The following is a 14,995-nucleotide window of genomic DNA, read 5'->3' as shown; positions in this document are numbered from 1 at the left end:
TTCAGGAAAACCCGGTTCCGGAAACTCAGGCGGAACCCTCAGTCCTTCAGACCGTTGAAGCGTCCCTGGTGGTATAGCAGCGGCCGGCCGGCTCCCGCGGGGTCACCGACGACGGCCTCGGCGATCACGATGCGATGGTCCCCGGCCGGGACGCGGTTGATGACCCGGCACACCAGCCACGCCAGAACGCCGTCGAGGACCGGGACGCCCTGCGGGCCGCTGCTCCAGCCGGTGGGCGGCCCGAAGCGGTCGGCGCCGCGGCGGGCGAAGGTGGCGGCAAGATCCTGCTGGTGGTCGCCGAGTATGTGTACGCCGATGTGCTCGGCCCGGGCGATCACCGGCCAGCTGGAGGACGACGTGCCCACACCGAATGAGATCAACGGCGGCTCGGCGGCTACCGAGTTGAGAGAGGTGGCGGTGAATCCGACGGGGTAGTCACCCTGCGCGGTGATCACCGCGACGCCCGCGGCGTGCTGCCGGAAGACGGAGCGGAGCAGGTCGGGAGAGGCCAGCTGAGGTGCGCCGAGTTGGGGCGAAGCCGTCATCAGGTTGTCCTTCTGCAAGGGATGCGAACGGGGCGGCCGTGGCTGCTCATACAGCCGGACAGCGCGCACTCGCGTTCCGGGCGAGGTCGACGTAGGGCCGCCCGTGGAGAAGGAGTTCTGGAAGCACAGCGTCAGCCTGACGATGCATGGCACGTGCAGTCAAGTGCGTTCCAGGATGTGCGACACGGGTCACGGGTCGTCACACCGCCTGTCCGAGCGCTGCGATCACATCCGCCCTGCGAGGCTGGCCGGACGCACGGGAGACGATGTTGCCGCCGGCGTCAAGCACCAGCACCGTGGGCGTCTTGAGGATGCCGAGTTCCCGCACCAGGGCCAGCCGCTCCTCCGCGTCGATCTCGACATGGGTGACTCCGTCGACCATGTCCGCGACTTCGGCGAGGGTGCGCCTCGTCGCTCTGCACGGCTGGCAGAATGCACTGGAGAACTGGACGAGCGTCGCCCGCTGCCCCAGGTCCGCACCGATCTCCGCCGCACCGAGCCGTCTTTGGGCGTCCCGACCCCGCACCTTCAGCCTCCCGCCGCTGTGCCGCTGCCACAGCCCGTAGACACTCGCCGCCGCGAGCACCACCGCACACACCACAAGTCCAGTCATCGCCCGGTGCAGCGTTCACAAGACCGTAAAGATTCCCGGGCGGGCACGGCGAATCCGCTGCGCCATGCTGAGGGCATGGATATCGACATCAGGGGGCCGCGCTTCGGGGCCGCCGTCAGCACGGTCGTACTCGCCGCCGTTCTCGTCACGGGCAGCGGCGCCCTGCTCGCCTGGCAGGCGCTCTGCTTCGCCGCGGGTGCGGCGTTCGGCGTGCGGCGTTCTCCGTACGGGTGGCTCTTCCGCACCGCGGTACGACCGCGACTCGGGCCGCCGACCGAGCTGGAGTCGCCCGGGCCGCCGCGGTTCGCGCAGGGCGTGGGACTCGTTTTCGCCCTGGTCGGGCTGGCCGGCTATTTCTGGGGGCCGTCGTGGCTCGCTCTCGTCGCCACCGGATGCGCGCTGGCCGCCGCATTCCTCAACGCCGCATTCGGGTACTGCCTGGGGTGCGAGATGTATCTGCTGCTGCGCCGGGCGACCGCTGTCCGGTCATGATGTAACGAGAAAGCCGTGAGAAGAATCTCGCCCGCCCCGGGCGCCAGGACTGGTCACCGCGACGCGTATGGGGCACGATCTGCCCAAAGCCGAAAACCTACGGCTGCGTAACTTCCGCCGGGAGAACCCTCCCCGGGTACAACAGAAGGGCCTTCTCCTGATGGCAGAGCTCGTCTATCGGCCGGTTGTCGGTGCCGCTCTCACGCTGTTCAAGGCGCTGGACCTGAAGATCGACACTCAGGGCTCGGAGAACATCCCGCGCTCTGGCGGTGCTGTGCTGGTCAGCAACCACATCAGCTATCTGGACTTCATCTTCACCGGCCTCGCCGCGCTGCCCCAGAAGCGCCTGGTGCGTTTCATGGCGAAGGAATCCGTCTTCCGGCACAAGATCTCCGGCCCGCTGATGCGCGGGATGAAGCACATTCCGGTGGACCGCAAGCAGGGTGAGACGGCATACGAGCACGCGTTGAAATCGCTTCGATCGGGCGAGATCATCGGTGTCTTCCCAGAGGCCACGATCTCCCAGTCGTTCACCCTCAAGTCCTTCAAGTCGGGTGCGGCACGCCTCGCCCAGGATGCCGGCGTTCCGCTGATCCCGATGGCGCTGTGGGGCACCCAGCGAGTCTGGACGAAGGGCCGGCCGCGCAACTTCCGGCGCAGCCACATTCCGGTGACGATCCGGGTGGGCGAGCCCGTGGAGGCCCCTGCCGACCAGTACGCGGGCGCGATCACGCGGCGGCTGCGCGAGCGGGTACAGGAGCTCCTCGAGGCCGCGCAGCGCGCCTATCCCGTACGCCCCAAGGACGCGAGCGACACCTGGTGGGTGCCCGCGCACCTCGGGGGCACGGCGCCCACTCCGGCCGAGGTCCGCGAGGCCGGCTGAGACGTCACACCGCTCCCTGCGGCGGGCGGACTGTGATCCGCGCTCCGGGGCTCAACTTCTCCAGCGACTCGGCGAGTTCGGCGGCTGCGGCCTCGAGCTCGCCGGTCGTCATTGGGGCCATGCCCTCCAGCAGGAAGAGCGCGTTGACCGACTCCTCGGTGAGCCGGGTGCGTACTCCCTGACGCCAGTTCCAGCGTCGGCAGGTGACGCCTTCGTCGTCGCACCAGACAACCTCTCCGGCGTCCGGGTGCTCCACGGCCTCCAGGCCGCCCGCGACGGTGACGAACGGCTCCTGACCGGTGGCGCGTACGAGCCGCATCCCGCCCTTGATGTGGTCGGTGTCCTCGCCGCCGACCGGGAGGATATGGGCCACGCTGACGGCGTTGTAGATGTCGACCAGCGCATTGATGCGCGGCAGACCGCCGTCGGCGAGCGCCCGCTTGGCCAGCGCTCGGCGGAGTTGCGGGTGCGGGACGGCTTGGCGCCGAAGGCGGAGTACGCGGCGCGCCAGGCGGCCATGTGAGGGTCCTCGTGCGGGGCGCGTCCGTCCAGGCGCTCGGCGAGCCGGCGGGCGGCGTCGTCGAGCAGGGCAGAGCTGCCGGCGTTGCTCGGCCCGTTGACCAGGCCGCGCGCCTCGACCGCGAGATGGATGAAGCCGGGCGCGAGGTCCCTGACCTCGTCGGAGACGGTGAGCGTGAGCGTCATGGTTCTTCGTGCCTCACAGTTCGGCTGGGTACAGGGTCCAAAGGGTCTCCTGGTCGGGCGCCGCCCTGAGGGCGTCCAGCACGGCCGGATGAGGTACATCGTAAAGCACTGGATAGTCCATCTCATTGGACTCCGGACGGATGTCGAAAGCGAGGCGCTCCTCCCCGAGCGAGAACTGCGCGTCGACCCCGGGCTTGTTGCCGCGCGGATCCAGGCGCGCCCACCCGCTACCGCCTGGAAGGTTCAGCGCGGCCAGTCCGTGGACGACATTCAGTCGCTGGTAACAGAAGGCGGCAGGGATGGACCCGGCGCGCAGCAGGGCGACGAGCGCGTGGGCCTTGGCGCAGCAGATGCCGGTGCGCTGCGCGAGGACGTCGGAAGCACGCCAGGGGACCCGCACGTCCCCCGTGTCACTGGAGTGCGGGATGGTGTCGCGGACGAACTCAAAGGCCGCCTTGGCGTATGCGTATGCATCGACACCATCGCTACGGAGACGAGCGGCCGTCTGCCGCACCAGCGGGTGCTCATGGTCGATGACCTCGTCAGTGGCGAGATACGCGGACAGTTCAGGGTTCTGCTGGATCAGCTCCATGCCCGTCGACCCTAAAGAAGTGGCCGACCGGACGTCAATCAATTTCCGGTCGACCACATACTTATACAGCGATGGCTACTTCGCCATCTCTTCCTTCAGCGCCTGGACGAAGGCGTCGACGTCCTCTTCGGTGGTGTCGAAGGAGCACATCCAGCGGACGTCACCGGCCGCCTCGTCCCAGAAGTAGAAGCGGAAGCGCTTCTGCAGCCGCTCGCTCACATCGTGCGCGAGCCGGGCGAAGACGGCGTTGGCCTGGACGGGATGGAGGATCTCCACACCGTCGACGCCACGTACGCCCTCGGCCAGCCGCTGGGCCATGGCGTTGGAGTGCCGGGCGTTGCGCAGCCACAGATCGCGCGCCAGCAGGGCCTCCAACTGCACCGATACGAAGCGCATCTTGGAGGCGAGCTGCATCGACAGCTTCCGCAGATGCTTCATATGGCTCACGGCGTCCGGGTTGAGGACGACCACCGCCTCGCCGAACAGCATGCCGTTCTTGGTGCCGCCGAACGAGAGGACGTCGACGCCGACCGCGTTGGTGAAGGCGCGCATCGGCACATCCAGCGACGCGGCCGCGTTGGCTATCCGGGCCCCGTCGAGGTGAACCTTCATGCCGTGCCCATGGGCGTGGTCGACGATCGCCCGGATCTCCTCGACCGTGTAGACCGTGCCCAGCTCGGTGTTCTGGGTGATCGACACGACCTGCGGCATCGCCCGGTGCTCGTCGTCCCAGCCGTACGCCTGCCGGTCGATGAGCTCGGGCGTGAGCTTGCCGTCCGGGGTCGGTACGGTCAGCAGCTTCAGCCCGCCCATCCGCTCCGGCGCGCCGCCCTCGTCGACGTTGATGTGCGCGGTCTCGGCGCAGATCACCGCGCCCCAGCGGTCGGTGAGCGCCTGGAGCGCCGTGACGTTGGAGCCGGTGCCGTTGAAGACCGGGAATGCCTCGGCCGTCGGACCGAAGTGGCTGTGCATGACGCGCTGGAGGTGCTCGGTGTACGCGTCCTCGCCATAGGCGACCTGATGACCGCCGTTGGCGACGGCGAGCGCCGCAAGGACCTCGGGGTGGGCGCCCGCGTAGTTGTCACTGGCGAAGCCGCGTACCTCGGGGTCGTGGTGGCGTCGAGCATCGGTCTTCACGGTTTGGGGGTCAGCCACAGGCGCTGTCCATTCGCTTCCCGGGCGGGCCGGTCCCAGACTCCGGCGATGGCCTCGGCCAGTTCCGTCACGTCGGTGAAGCCCGCGAACTTCGCATTCGGGCGCTCGGCGCGCATCGCGTCGTGCACCAGTGCCTTGACGACCAGGATCGCAGCCGCGGCCTTCGGCCCCTCCTCGCCCCCCGCCTTGCGGAAGGCGTCGGCAAGCGCGAGCGTCCAGGCCTCGGCTGCCGCCTTGGAGGCGGCGTACGCGGCGTTGCCCGCGGTCGGCTGGCTGGCGCCGGCCGCGCTGATCAGCAAAAAGCGGCCGCGGTCGCTGCGCAGCAGCCCGTCGTGGAAGGCGAGCGAGGTGTGCTGGACCGTGCGGATCAACAGCTTCTCGAGGAGCTGCCAGTCGGCGAGGTTGGTCTCGGCGAAGGTGGCGCTGCCGCGCCAGCCGCCGACGAGATGAACCAGACCGTCGATCCTGCCGAACTCCTTCTCGGTCTTGTCCGCCCACTCCCGGGTGGCGTGCAGATCGAGAAGGTCGACAGTGTCCCCGGTGACGGTCGCGCCGCCGTGCGCGTACCGAGCGGCGTCGACGGCCTCGGCCAGCCGCCCCGCATCCGCGTCGGAGGCCACGACTGTCGCACCGGCCTCGGCCAGCCGCAGCAGCGTGGCCCGGCCCGCCGGGCCCGCCGCTCCGGCGACCGCTACCACTGCGCCCTCAAGCCGACTGTTTCCGTTTTCGTTCATGGTCCCAGTCTCCTCCGTACGAGAGCTCACGCGGCCACTCGCTCGGCAGTCTCCGCGGTGATCCCCTTGGTGGAGGCGATCACGGACTTCAGCTTCTTGGAAAGCGCCTCATAGAACATGCTGAGCGGAAACTCGTCAGGAAGCACGTCGTCCACGAGCTTGCGCGGAGGCTGTGACAGATCGAGAGCGTCCGGGCCCTTGGCCCAGCGCGAACCGGGGTGCGGTGCGAGGTAGGTCGAGACCAGGTCGTAGGCGGCGAACCAGTGGACCAGCTTGGGCCGGTCGATGCCGTCGCGGTAGAGCTTCTCGATCTCGGCGCAGAGCTGGTTGGTGACCTGCGGCGCGCGCTCCCAGTCGATCTTCAGGGTGTTGTCGGTCCAGCGCACCACATCGTGCTTGTGGAGGTAGGCGAAGAGCAGCTGGCCGCCGAGCCCGTCGTAGTTGCGCACCCGGTCACCCGTGACCGGGAAGCGGAACATCCGGTCGAACAGCACCGCGTACTGAACATCACGGCCGTGTCGGCTGCCTTCACCTTCCAGCTTCACGGCCTCCTTGAAGGCGGTGAGGTCGCAGCGCAGCTCCTCCAGGCCGTACATCCAGAACGGCTGGCGCTGCTTGATCATGAACGGGTCGAAGGGCAGGTCGCCGTGGCTGTGGGTGCGGTCGTGGACCATGTCCCAGAGCACGAAGGCCTGCTCGCAGCGCGCCTGGTCGCCGACCATCTCCCGGATGTCATCGGGGAGTTCGAGGCCGAGGATGCCTACGGCCTCCGTGGTGACGGCGCGGAAACGGGCGGCCTCACGGTCGCAGAAGATGCCGCCCCAGGTGAACCGCTCCGGAGCTTCGCGCACGGCGATGGTCTCCGGGAAGAGCACCGCGGAGTTGGTGTCGTAGCCGGCGGTGAAGTCCTCGAAGGTGATGCCGCAGAAGAGGGGGTTGTCGTAGCGGGTGCGCTCCAGCTCGGCGAGCCACTCGGGCCAGACCATGCGCAGTACGACCGCTTCGAGGTTGCGGTCCGGGTTGCCGTTCTGCGTGTACATGGGGAAGAGGACCAGGTGCTGCAGTCCGTCGGCGCGGGTTGCCGCCGGCTGGAAGGCGAGCAGCGAGTCCAGGAAGTCGGGGACGCCGAAGGCGCTGTCGGCCCACTTGCGCAGATCGGCGACGAGCGCGCGGTGATACGCGGCATCGTGCGGGAGCAGCGGGGAGAGCTCCTGCACGGCGTCGATCACGCGGCCGAGCGCGGTTTCGGCGGTGACGCGGGCGGGTGCGCCCTCCGCGTCGAAGTCGATCGAGCCATCCTTGGACTGCCAGGGGCGGATCTCCTCGACGGCATTCTTGAGCGTCGGCCAGGCCGGGTGGTCGATCACCCGGACTGTGTGGGATATGCCCTCTACGGCAGCGGTCTGCACAAGAATTTCCGTCATGTCACTTCCTTCACGGGAGAACCTCGCGTCAAGACACCGTATCTGTGTCCGGTTCTCCCGTACAAGTAGGACCTTGGGAAATTATCCTGCCTACCCTCATGATCACCGAAGGTTTTACGGTCAGGGGTCGTTCGGGCGATCGCTTCGACCAAACCATCGTCCGAGCCGCGGGCCCTGCGCGGCTCGCGTCAAGCCGGCGCGGGACGCGCCCACGGGCGGGTGACCCGACTGAGTGCGGGCGGCCCGCCACGGGTAGGACGTACGGGCCCGCCCTCACCCGCCTCTCCCGGAGCCGTATCGCGTGAGCGCCCGTACCGTCCTTGTCGCAGCCCTCATCACCGGTTTCGTCCTCGGGATCGCGGGGACCCGAACGGACCACTCCACTCCCCCGCGCGAGACCGGTCCCATCGCGGAGGCGGGCCGTTAGGCTGCGTGATTGCCGCGCGGCTGCCGGGATGCGCCTCGCGGGAGCCGCCGTCGACGAAAGCGAGAGAATCTTGACTTTCCTCACCATCGGTCATCGCGGGGTCATGGGCGTCGAGCCGGAGAACACCCTGCGCTCCTTCGCCCGCGCCGAACAGGCCGGCATGGACGCCATCGAACTGGATCTTCATCTCACCAAGGACGGCGCGCTCGCCGTCATGCACGACGCCGACGTGGACCGTACGACCGACGGAAAGGGCCCGATCGCCGACAAGACCCTCGCCGAGCTGCGGGAACTCGACGCGGGCAACGGCGAGCGAGTGCCGGTCTTCGAGGAGGTGCTCGACGCCGTGCGCGCACCGCTCCAGGCTGAGATCAAGGACGTGGCCGCCGCCCGGGCGCTGGCCGACGTGATGCTCAGCCGCGATCTCGTGCACCGCGTCGAGGTGTCCTCCTTCCACGACGACGCGGTCGCCGAGATCGCGGCTCTGGTGCCCGGCGTACGGACGGTGCTCATCGCCGGCCGCTGGGGCGCGGACGTCGTGGACCGTGCCAAGGCGGTGGGTGCCGCCTCCCTCGCGCTGAACATCCGCAGGCTGACACTGGAGACCGTCGAGCACGCGCACGGCGAAGGCCTGCAGGTGATCGGCTGGGTGGTGAACACCCAGGAGCATCTGCGGCTGGTGCGCGCCCTCGAACTCGACGGCGCGACCACCGACTTCCCCGAGATCCGGCGCACCGGCCGGTTCACGGCCTGAGGCCCCCTTCTCGGGACCGGCCCGCTATGGCAGTTCCTTCACCAGCAGCTCGAAGGCGAGATCGTCGCGCTGCGGGATACCGAAGCGCTCGTCGCCGTACGGGAAGGGGCTCAGCATTCCCGTACGGCGGTAGCCCCGGCGCTCGTACCAGGCGATGAGCTCGTCCCGTACAGAGATCACGGTCATGTGCATCTCGCGCGCACCCCAGCGCTCGCGCGCGGTGCGCTCCGCCTCCGTGATGATCCGGCGGCCGAGGCCGGCGCCCTGCAGCTCGGGGCGGACGGCGAACATGCCGAAGTACACGGCCTCACCGCGGTGCTCGAGCTGGCAGCAGGCGATCGGCTCGCCGCCGCGCTCCACTATGAGGAGGGTGCTGCCGGGGGCATTGATGACTCCCCGGACGCCTTCCGGGTCGGTGCGCTGTCCGTCGAGAATGTCCGCCTCGGTCGTCCAGCCGGTCCGGCTCGTATCGCCTCGGTACGCGGACTCGATCAGCGGAACGAGCGCGGGCACATCAGCCTCGACCGCGTCACGGTAGGTGAGTTCGCCGGAGTCCCGGGCCGGTGCGGTGTCCATAGGGTGGCACTCCCATCTCGACGGTGTGCAAGTGTCCCGAGACTAACCCGGGCCTCTCCGCCCTAGGGTTTGGCCATGGTGCATGTGCTGAGCAGCCGGATCCTGCTGCGCCCGACCGACCCCGAGAGGTCCCGGCGGTTCTACGGGCAGACACTCGGCCTCCCCGTCTACCGCGAATTCGGCACCGGTCCCGAGCGGGGCACGGTCTACTTCCTGGGCGGCGGGTTCCTCGAAGTCTCCGGGCGCTCGAAGGCCCCGGCCGCGACCGGTCCCGAGCTGTGGCTCCAGGTCGAGGACGCGGCCGCGGTGCACGCCGAGCTGTCGGCGCGGGACGTCGAGGTGCTGCGGCCGCCCACTCGTGAGCCGTGGGGGCTGATCGAGATGTGGATCGCCGACCCGGACGGTCACCGGATCGCGATCGTCGAAGTGCCGGCTGATCATCCGCTGCGGTACCGCCCCTGAGGCGCTGTTCCCGGGGCGCTGTTCCCGGAGCGCTGTCCCCCGACCTCTGTCCCCCGAGCTCTGTCCCCCGAGCCCTGTCCCCGAGGCGACTGCGCCCCGGGAAGCGGCGCGAGCGCCGCAGGGCGTCGGGGGCGCGGCCCGGATCCTCGGACTGTGCTCCCCTTGCGCCTCCGTGCGCTCGCGTAGGCCCCAGGGCCACTGGGCATCGGCTCCTTGAGCGTCGAAGGGGGAGGTGCGCCGTGCACGGACCTGCCATGTCCGGCTGGCTGCTCGTCGCGCTGTGCGGCGGGACGGGCGCGTACTGCCTGGTGCGGATGCGCGGTTGCCGCGGCGAGGCACGCGAGGCGGCAGGCGGCGACGCCCTGATGGGGTGGGGGATGGCGGCGATGGCGGTGCCCGCCGCCGTGTTCGCGCCGCCCAGATGGTGGTGGGTCGTGTACGCGGTGGTATTCGGGGCGGCGGCGCTGCGCGCCCTGTGGCCGGCTGGCCGCGGCGCTCACCATGTGCATCACGTCGTGGGTTCCCTCGCGATGGTCTACATGGCGGTGGCGATGACCTCCGTCGGCGGCCACCACGGGCACGCGGCCGCCGGAATCCCCCTGCTCACCGCCGGGCTGCTGGCGTACTACGCGGTGTACGTGCTGCACTCCGGCGCCCGCCTGATGCCCGCGGCGGCGCCCGCGGACGGCGCGGCGACGGTCCCCTGGAGCGCACGAGCCGAGCTGGCGCCGGCCTGCCGGCTCGCCATGGGCCTCGCCATGCTGCCGATGCTGCTCGCTCTGTGACCCGTCTGCGGACGGTGATACCGAAAACCGTGTCGTACGTCACTTGGAGCGCGAGGCCATACCCGCGAGTAGCCCCACGCTCATAGGCTGACGGCATGTTGGTCTCCCTCGTGCTGCTGCTTCTCGGCGCACTGGCCGCCGTCGTGGCCCCGCGACTTGTGTCGCGTGCCGACTGGCCGGAGCGCGAGCCCGTGGTGGCACTGTGGGTCTGGCAGTGCGTGGTCGCGGCCGTACTGCTGTGCTTCGCGCTCTCCATGACGTTCAGCGCGGCGGCGGCCTGGCAGCTTGTGCGGGGGCATGTCTTCGCGCCGGCGCCGAACGGCGTGGTGGAGGCGTACGCCCTCGGCGCGAACGGACCGTGGTCCGCCGTTCTCGCGGTCGTCCTGGCCTGCGGGGGCCTGTGGACCGGCGCGATGCTCACCCGCGAGATCCACCGGGCCCATGTCCGGCGCAAGCGGCGGCGCACAGAACTCCTGGTGCGCGCCCCCCTGATGCCGGGCGAGGAACCGGGCGGCGAACTGCTGGTCGTCCTGGAGGGCGAGCGGCCCGACGCCTGGTGGCTGCCGGGCGCGGCGCCCCAACTGGTCATCACCACGGCCGCGTTGCTCCGCCTGAAAGACCGCCAGCTCGATGCCGTCCTGGCGCACGAACAGGGGCACGCGCAGGCTCGCCACGACTGGCTGTTGCACTGTTCCGCCGCGCTCGCCAACGGCTTTCCGCAGATCCCGGTGTTCGCGGCGTTCCGCGACGAGATGCACCGGCTGGTGGAGCTCGCGGCCGACGATGTCGCGTCCCGGCGCTTCGGCCGGCTGACGATCGCCCTGGCCCTGGTCGAACTCAACGAGGACCGCGGTGTGTTCGGGCCCTGCCCCACACCGGACGCCCAGCTGCCGCAGCGGGTGAACCGGCTGCTGACACCGGTGCCGCGGCTCACCGCGGGCCATCGGCTGAGGCTGACCGCGGCCGCCTCCCTGGTGCCTGTGATCCCCCTGCTGGTGGCATTCGTGCCCGCCCTGCGCGCGCTCGGATAGCGGTATGAGCCGGTCAGCGGCGAAGATCTCCCCCATGCACTCCCCGCGCTCAGCTCCTCCCACTCCGCCGGCGCACACCCCGGCCGCGGCGGCTGCCCGTACGGGCGCGCTGCTCGCCGTCCTCTCGGCGGTACTGCTGACCCTGGTCGCGCTCTCCTGGTCCCCCCTCATGTCCTTCGACCGAACGGTCGCGGAGGGCCTGCACGGCTGGGCCGTGACCGAGCCGGGGCTCACCGGGGTGAGCCGGGTGCTCACCGACTGGGTGTGGGATCCCTGGACGATGCGCGCGCTGCTGGCGGCAGCCGTCGTGTGGCTGTGGTGGCTGCGGGAGCGGCTGCTGGCGGTGTGGGTCGCGGTGACCAGTGCGGTGGGCACATTCGTACAGCAGGGGCTGAAGTCCGCCGTGGGCCAGGAGCGGCCGCACTGGCCGGATCCGGTCGACTCCGCGCACTACGCGGCCTTCCCCTCGGGCCACGCGATGACGGCCATGGTCAGCTGGGTTCTGCTGCTGTGGCTGCTCAGGCGGCACGGAGCACAGGGGCGGCTGTGGCACTGGACCATCGTGGCCGCAGTCGTCTCCGTCGTCGGGGTCGGCCTCACCCGGCTCTACCTCGGCGTGCACTGGCCCTCGGACGTGGTGGGCGGCTGGCTGCTCGGCGCCTGCTTTGCGGCCCTTTCGATCGCCGCGTACGAGCGTGCGGTCTTGGCCCGGCAGCACTGACGCCGAAAGGATCGTGGTCATGACGATCAAGGGTGTGCTCTTCGACTTCTCCGGGACGCTGTTTCGCATCGAGCCCGCGCGGGACTGGCTTCGCGCGGCCCTCGACGCGCGGGGGAGCGCTCTCCCCGAGGCCGAACTGGCCGGCTACGCCGAGCGGTTGGCGGCGGCCGGGGCGCTCCCCGGCGGCTCGTCGCCGCAGCGGATGCCACCCGGTCTCGCCGGGCTGTGGAAGACCCGCGACGAGAGCGCGGAACGGCACCGTGCCGCGTACACCGGTCTCGCCCGTCAGGTCGAGCTGCCGGATCCGGGTCTGTACGACGCGCTGTACGAACGCCATATGAGGCCCGCCGCCTGGCGCCCGTACCCCGACGCCGCCGAGGTGTTGCGCACGCTGCGGGAGCGGGGGGTTGGCATCGCGGTGGTCAGCAACATCGGCTGGGATCCGAGGCCGGTCTTCCGCGCCCACGGCCTGGATACCTGGGTGGACGGGTATGCCCTGTCGTACGAGCACGGCCTGCAGAAACCCGACGTACGTCTTTTCCGCATGGCCTGTGACGCGCTGGGCACGGCCCCGGGTGACGTTCTGATGGTCGGCGACGACAAGGTCGCGGACGGCGGGGCCGCGAATCTGGGGTGTGCGGTCCATTTCGTCGACCATCTGCCGGTGGCGGAGCGTCCGGCGGGGCTGCGCCCGGTGCTCGGGCTCATCGAATGAAACGGATGAAACAGACCGGAGGCGCCCGGAGGCATACTTAAGGCATGGCAAAACCACCCGAACCGGACGATCCCCCGCGTCGCCCGGTTCGGGCAGCACCCCCGCTGACCAGGCCCTGAAGGCCTCGCCCCGGGGCACGCTGAGTATATTGGCTCAGAGCCAGTCAACGCAGGAGTCAAGCATGTCCCCGCGGAGCGCATCGGTCAATGAAGAGCTCCGTCGGCGTTCCCGGGAGCGGCTCCTGGACGCCACCGTGGAGCTGGTCGGAGAGCGGGGGTACGAGGCGACGACACTGGGCGACATCGCCGACAGAGCGGGCTCGGCACGCGGGCTTGTCTCGTACTACTTCCCGGGTAAACGGCAGCTGCTCCAGTCGGCAGTGCACCGGTTGATGCATCGCACGCTGGAAGCGGCGCTGGAGCGCGCGCCCAGAACCGATGACGGGCGGGAGCGGCTGGCCCGGGCGATCGACGCAATCCTCGGGCTCGCGGTCGAGCGGCCCACGCTGATGCGGACGCATATGTCGGGGGTCCTGCAGGCCGAGGGATTCAGGCAGTGCCCGGAGCAGCAGCGGCTCGCGGCGCTGCTGCGCGACACGGTGGAGCGCTACGGATCACAGGATGTCGACGTCGACTATCCACTCCTTCGCGCCCTGCTGATGGGCGCGGTTTTCGCGGTCCTGCTGCCGGGGGTGCCGATGCCGCCGGCTCGGCTGCGCGCCGAACTGTTCCAGCGGTACGGGCTGGACTGGGACCTCGGCGTCCCGCCGGGCGAGGAGCCGCCCGGCGGAACGCCTGTTGAGGCCGGGGATCAGTCGCGGTCGAAGTAGTCGGGCTGGGTCTGCACATTGAGCTCGGGCAGCCGCACCCGCTTCGCCGGGTCCGTGCGCCTGTCGTTGATCTTCAGGACGTCGAGGCCCTTGGCGATGTCGTTCGAGTAGACGTACCCGTTGTAGTAGTACGCCGACCAGGGGCCCGCGGTGGTGACCCGGTCGAGGGTGACGGGACCCCGCTCGAAGTAGCCGATCTCCTTCGGCTTCGAGGAGTCGGTGAAGTCCCACACCGAAACGCCACCCTGGTACCAGGCCTGGACCATGATGTCGCGGCCCTTCACCGGGATGATCGAACCGTTGTGGGCCACGCAGACCTCGGCGTCGGCCTGGTGCCGGTCGATCTTGAAGTAGCTGCGGAAGACCAGCTTGCTCCGCCCGCCCTTGCCAACGATGTCGTAGATGCCGTCGGCGCCGCGGTTCGGGCCGATCTCGGCGTTGCAGGTCGCCGCCCCGCCGCCGCCCAACTCATCGGTGAACACGACCTTGTTGGCCTTCTGGTTGAAGGTCGCCGAGTGCCAGAACGCGAAGTTGACGTTGTCCTGGATCCGGTCGATGACCTTCGGGTGCTCCGCGTCCTCGATCGAGAACAGGATGCCGTCACCCATGCAGGCGCCGGCGGCCAGGTCCTTCGAGGGGAGCACCGTGATGTCGTGGCAGCCGGTGGTCTTGGAGACGCCCGGGTTGGTGGGCGAGCCGGGGTTGCCGCCGCCGTCCGGGCCCTCACCGGGGAAGAGCACCGGGAAGTTCACGATCGCCGACTTCTCGGGAGCCTTGCGCGGCACCTTGATGACGGAGATTCCGTCGTGCGGCGGCTGGCAGTCCGGGAAGGTCGCGCTCGGCGAGTACGAGGAGACGTAGACGTAGACGTTGCGGCGCTCAGGCACGAGCGTGTGCGTGTGCGAGCCGCAGGCTGTCTCAACAGCGGCGACGTACTTCGGGTTGCGAATGTCGCTGATGTCGAAGATCTTCATGCCCTCCCAGGACGACTTCTCGGTCGCGGGCTGCGAGGTGCTGTTGCACGAGTTGTCGCTGCGCGAGGAGTCGGTGGAGAGGAAGACCAGGTTGCCGGAGACCGAGATGTCGTTCTGCCCACCGGGGCAGAGGACCTGAGCCACGGTCGTGGGCGACTTCGGATTGCTGATGTCGAAGATCCGGAAGCCGTCGTAGTTGCCCGCGAAGGCGTACTTCCCCTGGAAGGCGAGGTCCGAGTTGGTGCCCTTGAGCGCGTCCTTGGGGATGTTGGCGAGATGTTCGATGTTGTCGCTGTGGACGATCTCGTCCACGCCGGGTATGTCGCCGCTCGTGATGGCAGCCCTGTCTTCGGCTGCCTGCCCCGAGGAGACTCCCTGCTGAGCAGGGGTGTCGCCGGGGTCGGGTGTGGCGACCGCGGGTCCGGCCGTCAGCAGTGTGGCGAGGAGCCCGGCCGCGGCTGTAGCCACGCCCAGACGTCTGCGCCGCACTCGGGTGGGGTGCAACAGGGTCACTGCGTCCTCCCTTGTATCCGTTCGCTGTTGAACGGTTCACGGACCCCGGCAGTATCTTCCCTTCC

The 14,995-nt window shown here is 69.5% G+C and carries 18 protein-coding genes and 1 pseudogene; 10 read left to right on the top strand and 9 right to left on the bottom strand.

The window, feature by feature from the left end:
- Positions 1-38: 38 nt before the first annotated feature.
- Together J7E87_RS04470 and J7E87_RS04465 are read right to left on the bottom strand one after the other, a co-directional pair.
- On the bottom strand, positions 39-545 hold the full coding sequence (locus J7E87_RS04470; protein WP_215090101.1) for a flavin reductase family protein: 507 nt from the start codon (positions 543-545) through the stop codon (positions 39-41).
- Positions 546-744: 199 nt separating this feature from the next.
- Positions 745-1,158: a thioredoxin family protein gene (locus J7E87_RS04465; protein ID WP_215090099.1), complete on the bottom strand. Its 414-nt coding sequence runs from the start codon at positions 1,156-1,158 to the stop codon at positions 745-747.
- 75 nt (positions 1,159-1,233) lie between these two features.
- Between J7E87_RS04465 and J7E87_RS04460 the strand changes: the two genes are divergently transcribed.
- Both J7E87_RS04460 and J7E87_RS04455 read left to right on the top strand, forming a co-directional pair.
- Positions 1,234-1,650 carry a DUF4395 domain-containing protein gene (locus J7E87_RS04460; RefSeq protein ID WP_215090097.1) on the top strand — a complete coding sequence of 139 codons (417 nt, stop codon included), beginning with the start codon at positions 1,234-1,236 and terminating at the stop codon, positions 1,648-1,650.
- A gap of 160 nt (positions 1,651-1,810) precedes the next feature.
- Positions 1,811-2,533: a 1-acyl-sn-glycerol-3-phosphate acyltransferase gene (locus J7E87_RS04455; RefSeq protein WP_215090095.1), complete on the top strand. Its 723-nt coding sequence runs from the start codon at positions 1,811-1,813 to the stop codon at positions 2,531-2,533.
- Between the two features lie 4 nt (positions 2,534-2,537).
- On the opposite strand, the pseudogene J7E87_RS04450 reads toward J7E87_RS04455, so the two are convergent.
- The 5 genes and pseudogenes from J7E87_RS04450 to J7E87_RS04430 all read right to left on the bottom strand — a co-directional run bounded on the left by J7E87_RS04450 (position 2,538) and on the right by J7E87_RS04430 (position 7,143).
- Positions 2,538-3,238, bottom strand: a pseudogene (locus J7E87_RS04450) (B3/4 domain-containing protein).
- Positions 3,239-3,251: 13 nt separating this feature from the next.
- Positions 3,252-3,830 carry a transglutaminase family protein gene (locus J7E87_RS04445; RefSeq protein WP_215090093.1) on the bottom strand — a complete coding sequence of 193 codons (579 nt, stop codon included), beginning with the start codon at positions 3,828-3,830 and terminating at the stop codon, positions 3,252-3,254.
- Positions 3,831-3,905: 75 nt separating this feature from the next.
- A complete protein-coding gene (locus J7E87_RS04440; RefSeq protein WP_215090091.1) occupies positions 3,906-4,985 on the bottom strand; it encodes a low specificity L-threonine aldolase in 1,080 nt (359 codons plus the stop codon).
- Positions 4,964-5,719 (bottom strand): SDR family NAD(P)-dependent oxidoreductase, encoded by a 756-nt coding sequence (locus tag J7E87_RS04435; RefSeq protein ID WP_215090089.1) that lies wholly within the window; start codon positions 5,717-5,719, stop codon positions 4,964-4,966. Before J7E87_RS04435 ends, J7E87_RS04440 begins: the two co-directional genes overlap by 22 nt.
- A gap of 26 nt (positions 5,720-5,745) precedes the next feature.
- Positions 5,746-7,143 (bottom strand): DUF6421 family protein, encoded by a 1,398-nt coding sequence (locus tag J7E87_RS04430; protein WP_215090087.1) that lies wholly within the window; start codon positions 7,141-7,143, stop codon positions 5,746-5,748.
- A gap of 301 nt (positions 7,144-7,444) precedes the next feature.
- Here J7E87_RS04430 and J7E87_RS35825 point away from each other — a divergent pair, with 301 nt between their 5' ends.
- Positions 7,445-7,570 (top strand): hypothetical protein, encoded by a 126-nt coding sequence (locus J7E87_RS35825; RefSeq protein WP_285427295.1) that lies wholly within the window; start codon positions 7,445-7,447, stop codon positions 7,568-7,570.
- A gap of 103 nt (positions 7,571-7,673) precedes the next feature.
- Complete coding sequence (locus J7E87_RS04425; protein ID WP_215090456.1) at positions 7,674-8,324, top strand: glycerophosphodiester phosphodiesterase family protein; 651 nt, start codon at positions 7,674-7,676, stop codon at positions 8,322-8,324.
- Positions 8,325-8,348: 24 nt separating this feature from the next.
- Here the strand turns inward: J7E87_RS04425 and J7E87_RS04420 are convergent, their stop codons facing one another.
- Entirely contained in the window at positions 8,349-8,900 is a 552-nt protein-coding gene (locus tag J7E87_RS04420; protein WP_215090085.1) for a GNAT family N-acetyltransferase, read from the bottom strand.
- 75 nt (positions 8,901-8,975) lie between these two features.
- Between J7E87_RS04420 and J7E87_RS04415 the strand changes: the two genes are divergently transcribed.
- The 6 genes from J7E87_RS04415 to J7E87_RS04390 all read left to right on the top strand — a co-directional run bounded on the left by J7E87_RS04415 (position 8,976) and on the right by J7E87_RS04390 (position 13,443).
- On the top strand, positions 8,976-9,362 hold the full coding sequence (locus J7E87_RS04415; protein WP_215090083.1) for a VOC family protein: 387 nt from the start codon (positions 8,976-8,978) through the stop codon (positions 9,360-9,362).
- Positions 9,363-9,601: 239 nt separating this feature from the next.
- A complete protein-coding gene (locus tag J7E87_RS04410) occupies positions 9,602-10,147 on the top strand; it encodes a DUF5134 domain-containing protein (RefSeq protein ID WP_215090081.1) in 546 nt (181 codons plus the stop codon).
- 95 nt (positions 10,148-10,242) lie between these two features.
- Positions 10,243-11,178: a M56 family metallopeptidase gene (locus J7E87_RS04405; RefSeq protein ID WP_215090079.1), complete on the top strand. Its 936-nt coding sequence runs from the start codon at positions 10,243-10,245 to the stop codon at positions 11,176-11,178.
- Between the two features lie 4 nt (positions 11,179-11,182).
- Positions 11,183-11,899 carry a phosphatase PAP2 family protein gene (locus J7E87_RS04400; protein ID WP_251016958.1) on the top strand — a complete coding sequence of 239 codons (717 nt, stop codon included), beginning with the start codon at positions 11,183-11,185 and terminating at the stop codon, positions 11,897-11,899.
- A 19-nt stretch (positions 11,900-11,918) separates the two neighbouring features.
- Complete coding sequence (locus J7E87_RS04395; protein WP_215090077.1) at positions 11,919-12,614, top strand: HAD family hydrolase; 696 nt, start codon at positions 11,919-11,921, stop codon at positions 12,612-12,614.
- 181 nt (positions 12,615-12,795) lie between these two features.
- Complete coding sequence (locus J7E87_RS04390; protein WP_215090075.1) at positions 12,796-13,443, top strand: TetR/AcrR family transcriptional regulator; 648 nt, start codon at positions 12,796-12,798, stop codon at positions 13,441-13,443.
- Here J7E87_RS04390 and J7E87_RS04385 read toward each other — a convergent pair.
- Positions 13,425-14,930 (bottom strand): LVIVD repeat-containing protein, encoded by a 1,506-nt coding sequence (locus J7E87_RS04385; RefSeq protein ID WP_215090073.1) that lies wholly within the window; start codon positions 14,928-14,930, stop codon positions 13,425-13,427. The two genes, J7E87_RS04390 and J7E87_RS04385, sit on opposite strands and share 19 nt — an antisense overlap.
- Positions 14,931-14,995: the final 65 nt, after the last annotated feature.

Source organism: Streptomyces sp. ISL-1 (assembly GCF_018614585.1).
Classification (GTDB): domain Bacteria; phylum Actinomycetota; class Actinomycetes; order Streptomycetales; family Streptomycetaceae; genus Streptomyces; species Streptomyces maoxianensis.
The sequence above is the reverse complement of the archived record's forward strand: the minus strand, read 5'-3'. Positions and strand labels throughout refer to the sequence as shown.

What these genes read in the sequence shown, in the direction of transcription:
- J7E87_RS04445 (WP_215090093.1), bottom strand. Translation starts at nt 3,830, where the DNA reads ATGGAGCTGATCCAGCAGAACCCTGAACTGTCCGCGTATCTCGCCACT.
- J7E87_RS04425 (WP_215090456.1), top strand. Translation starts at nt 7,674, where the DNA reads ATGGGCGTCGAGCCGGAGAACACCCTGCGCTCCTTCGCCCGCGCCGAA.
- J7E87_RS04415 (WP_215090083.1), top strand. Translation starts at nt 8,976, where the DNA reads ATGGTGCATGTGCTGAGCAGCCGGATCCTGCTGCGCCCGACCGACCCC.
- J7E87_RS04430 (WP_215090087.1), bottom strand. Translation starts at nt 7,143, where the DNA reads ATGACGGAAATTCTTGTGCAGACCGCTGCCGTAGAGGGCATATCCCAC.
- J7E87_RS04470 (WP_215090101.1), bottom strand. Translation starts at nt 545, where the DNA reads ATGACGGCTTCGCCCCAACTCGGCGCACCTCAGCTGGCCTCTCCCGAC.
- J7E87_RS04435 (WP_215090089.1), bottom strand. Translation starts at nt 5,719, where the DNA reads ATGAACGAAAACGGAAACAGTCGGCTTGAGGGCGCAGTGGTAGCGGTC.
- J7E87_RS04395 (WP_215090077.1), top strand. Translation starts at nt 11,919, where the DNA reads ATGACGATCAAGGGTGTGCTCTTCGACTTCTCCGGGACGCTGTTTCGC.
- J7E87_RS04400 (WP_251016958.1), top strand. Translation starts at nt 11,183, where the DNA reads ATGAGCCGGTCAGCGGCGAAGATCTCCCCCATGCACTCCCCGCGCTCA.
- J7E87_RS04405 (WP_215090079.1), top strand. Translation starts at nt 10,243, where the DNA reads ATGTTGGTCTCCCTCGTGCTGCTGCTTCTCGGCGCACTGGCCGCCGTC.
- J7E87_RS04460 (WP_215090097.1), top strand. Translation starts at nt 1,234, where the DNA reads ATGGATATCGACATCAGGGGGCCGCGCTTCGGGGCCGCCGTCAGCACG.
- J7E87_RS04455 (WP_215090095.1), top strand. Translation starts at nt 1,811, where the DNA reads ATGGCAGAGCTCGTCTATCGGCCGGTTGTCGGTGCCGCTCTCACGCTG.
- J7E87_RS04390 (WP_215090075.1), top strand. Translation starts at nt 12,796, where the DNA reads ATGTCCCCGCGGAGCGCATCGGTCAATGAAGAGCTCCGTCGGCGTTCC.
- J7E87_RS04420 (WP_215090085.1), bottom strand. Translation starts at nt 8,900, where the DNA reads ATGGACACCGCACCGGCCCGGGACTCCGGCGAACTCACCTACCGTGAC.
- J7E87_RS04465 (WP_215090099.1), bottom strand. Translation starts at nt 1,158, where the DNA reads ATGACTGGACTTGTGGTGTGTGCGGTGGTGCTCGCGGCGGCGAGTGTC.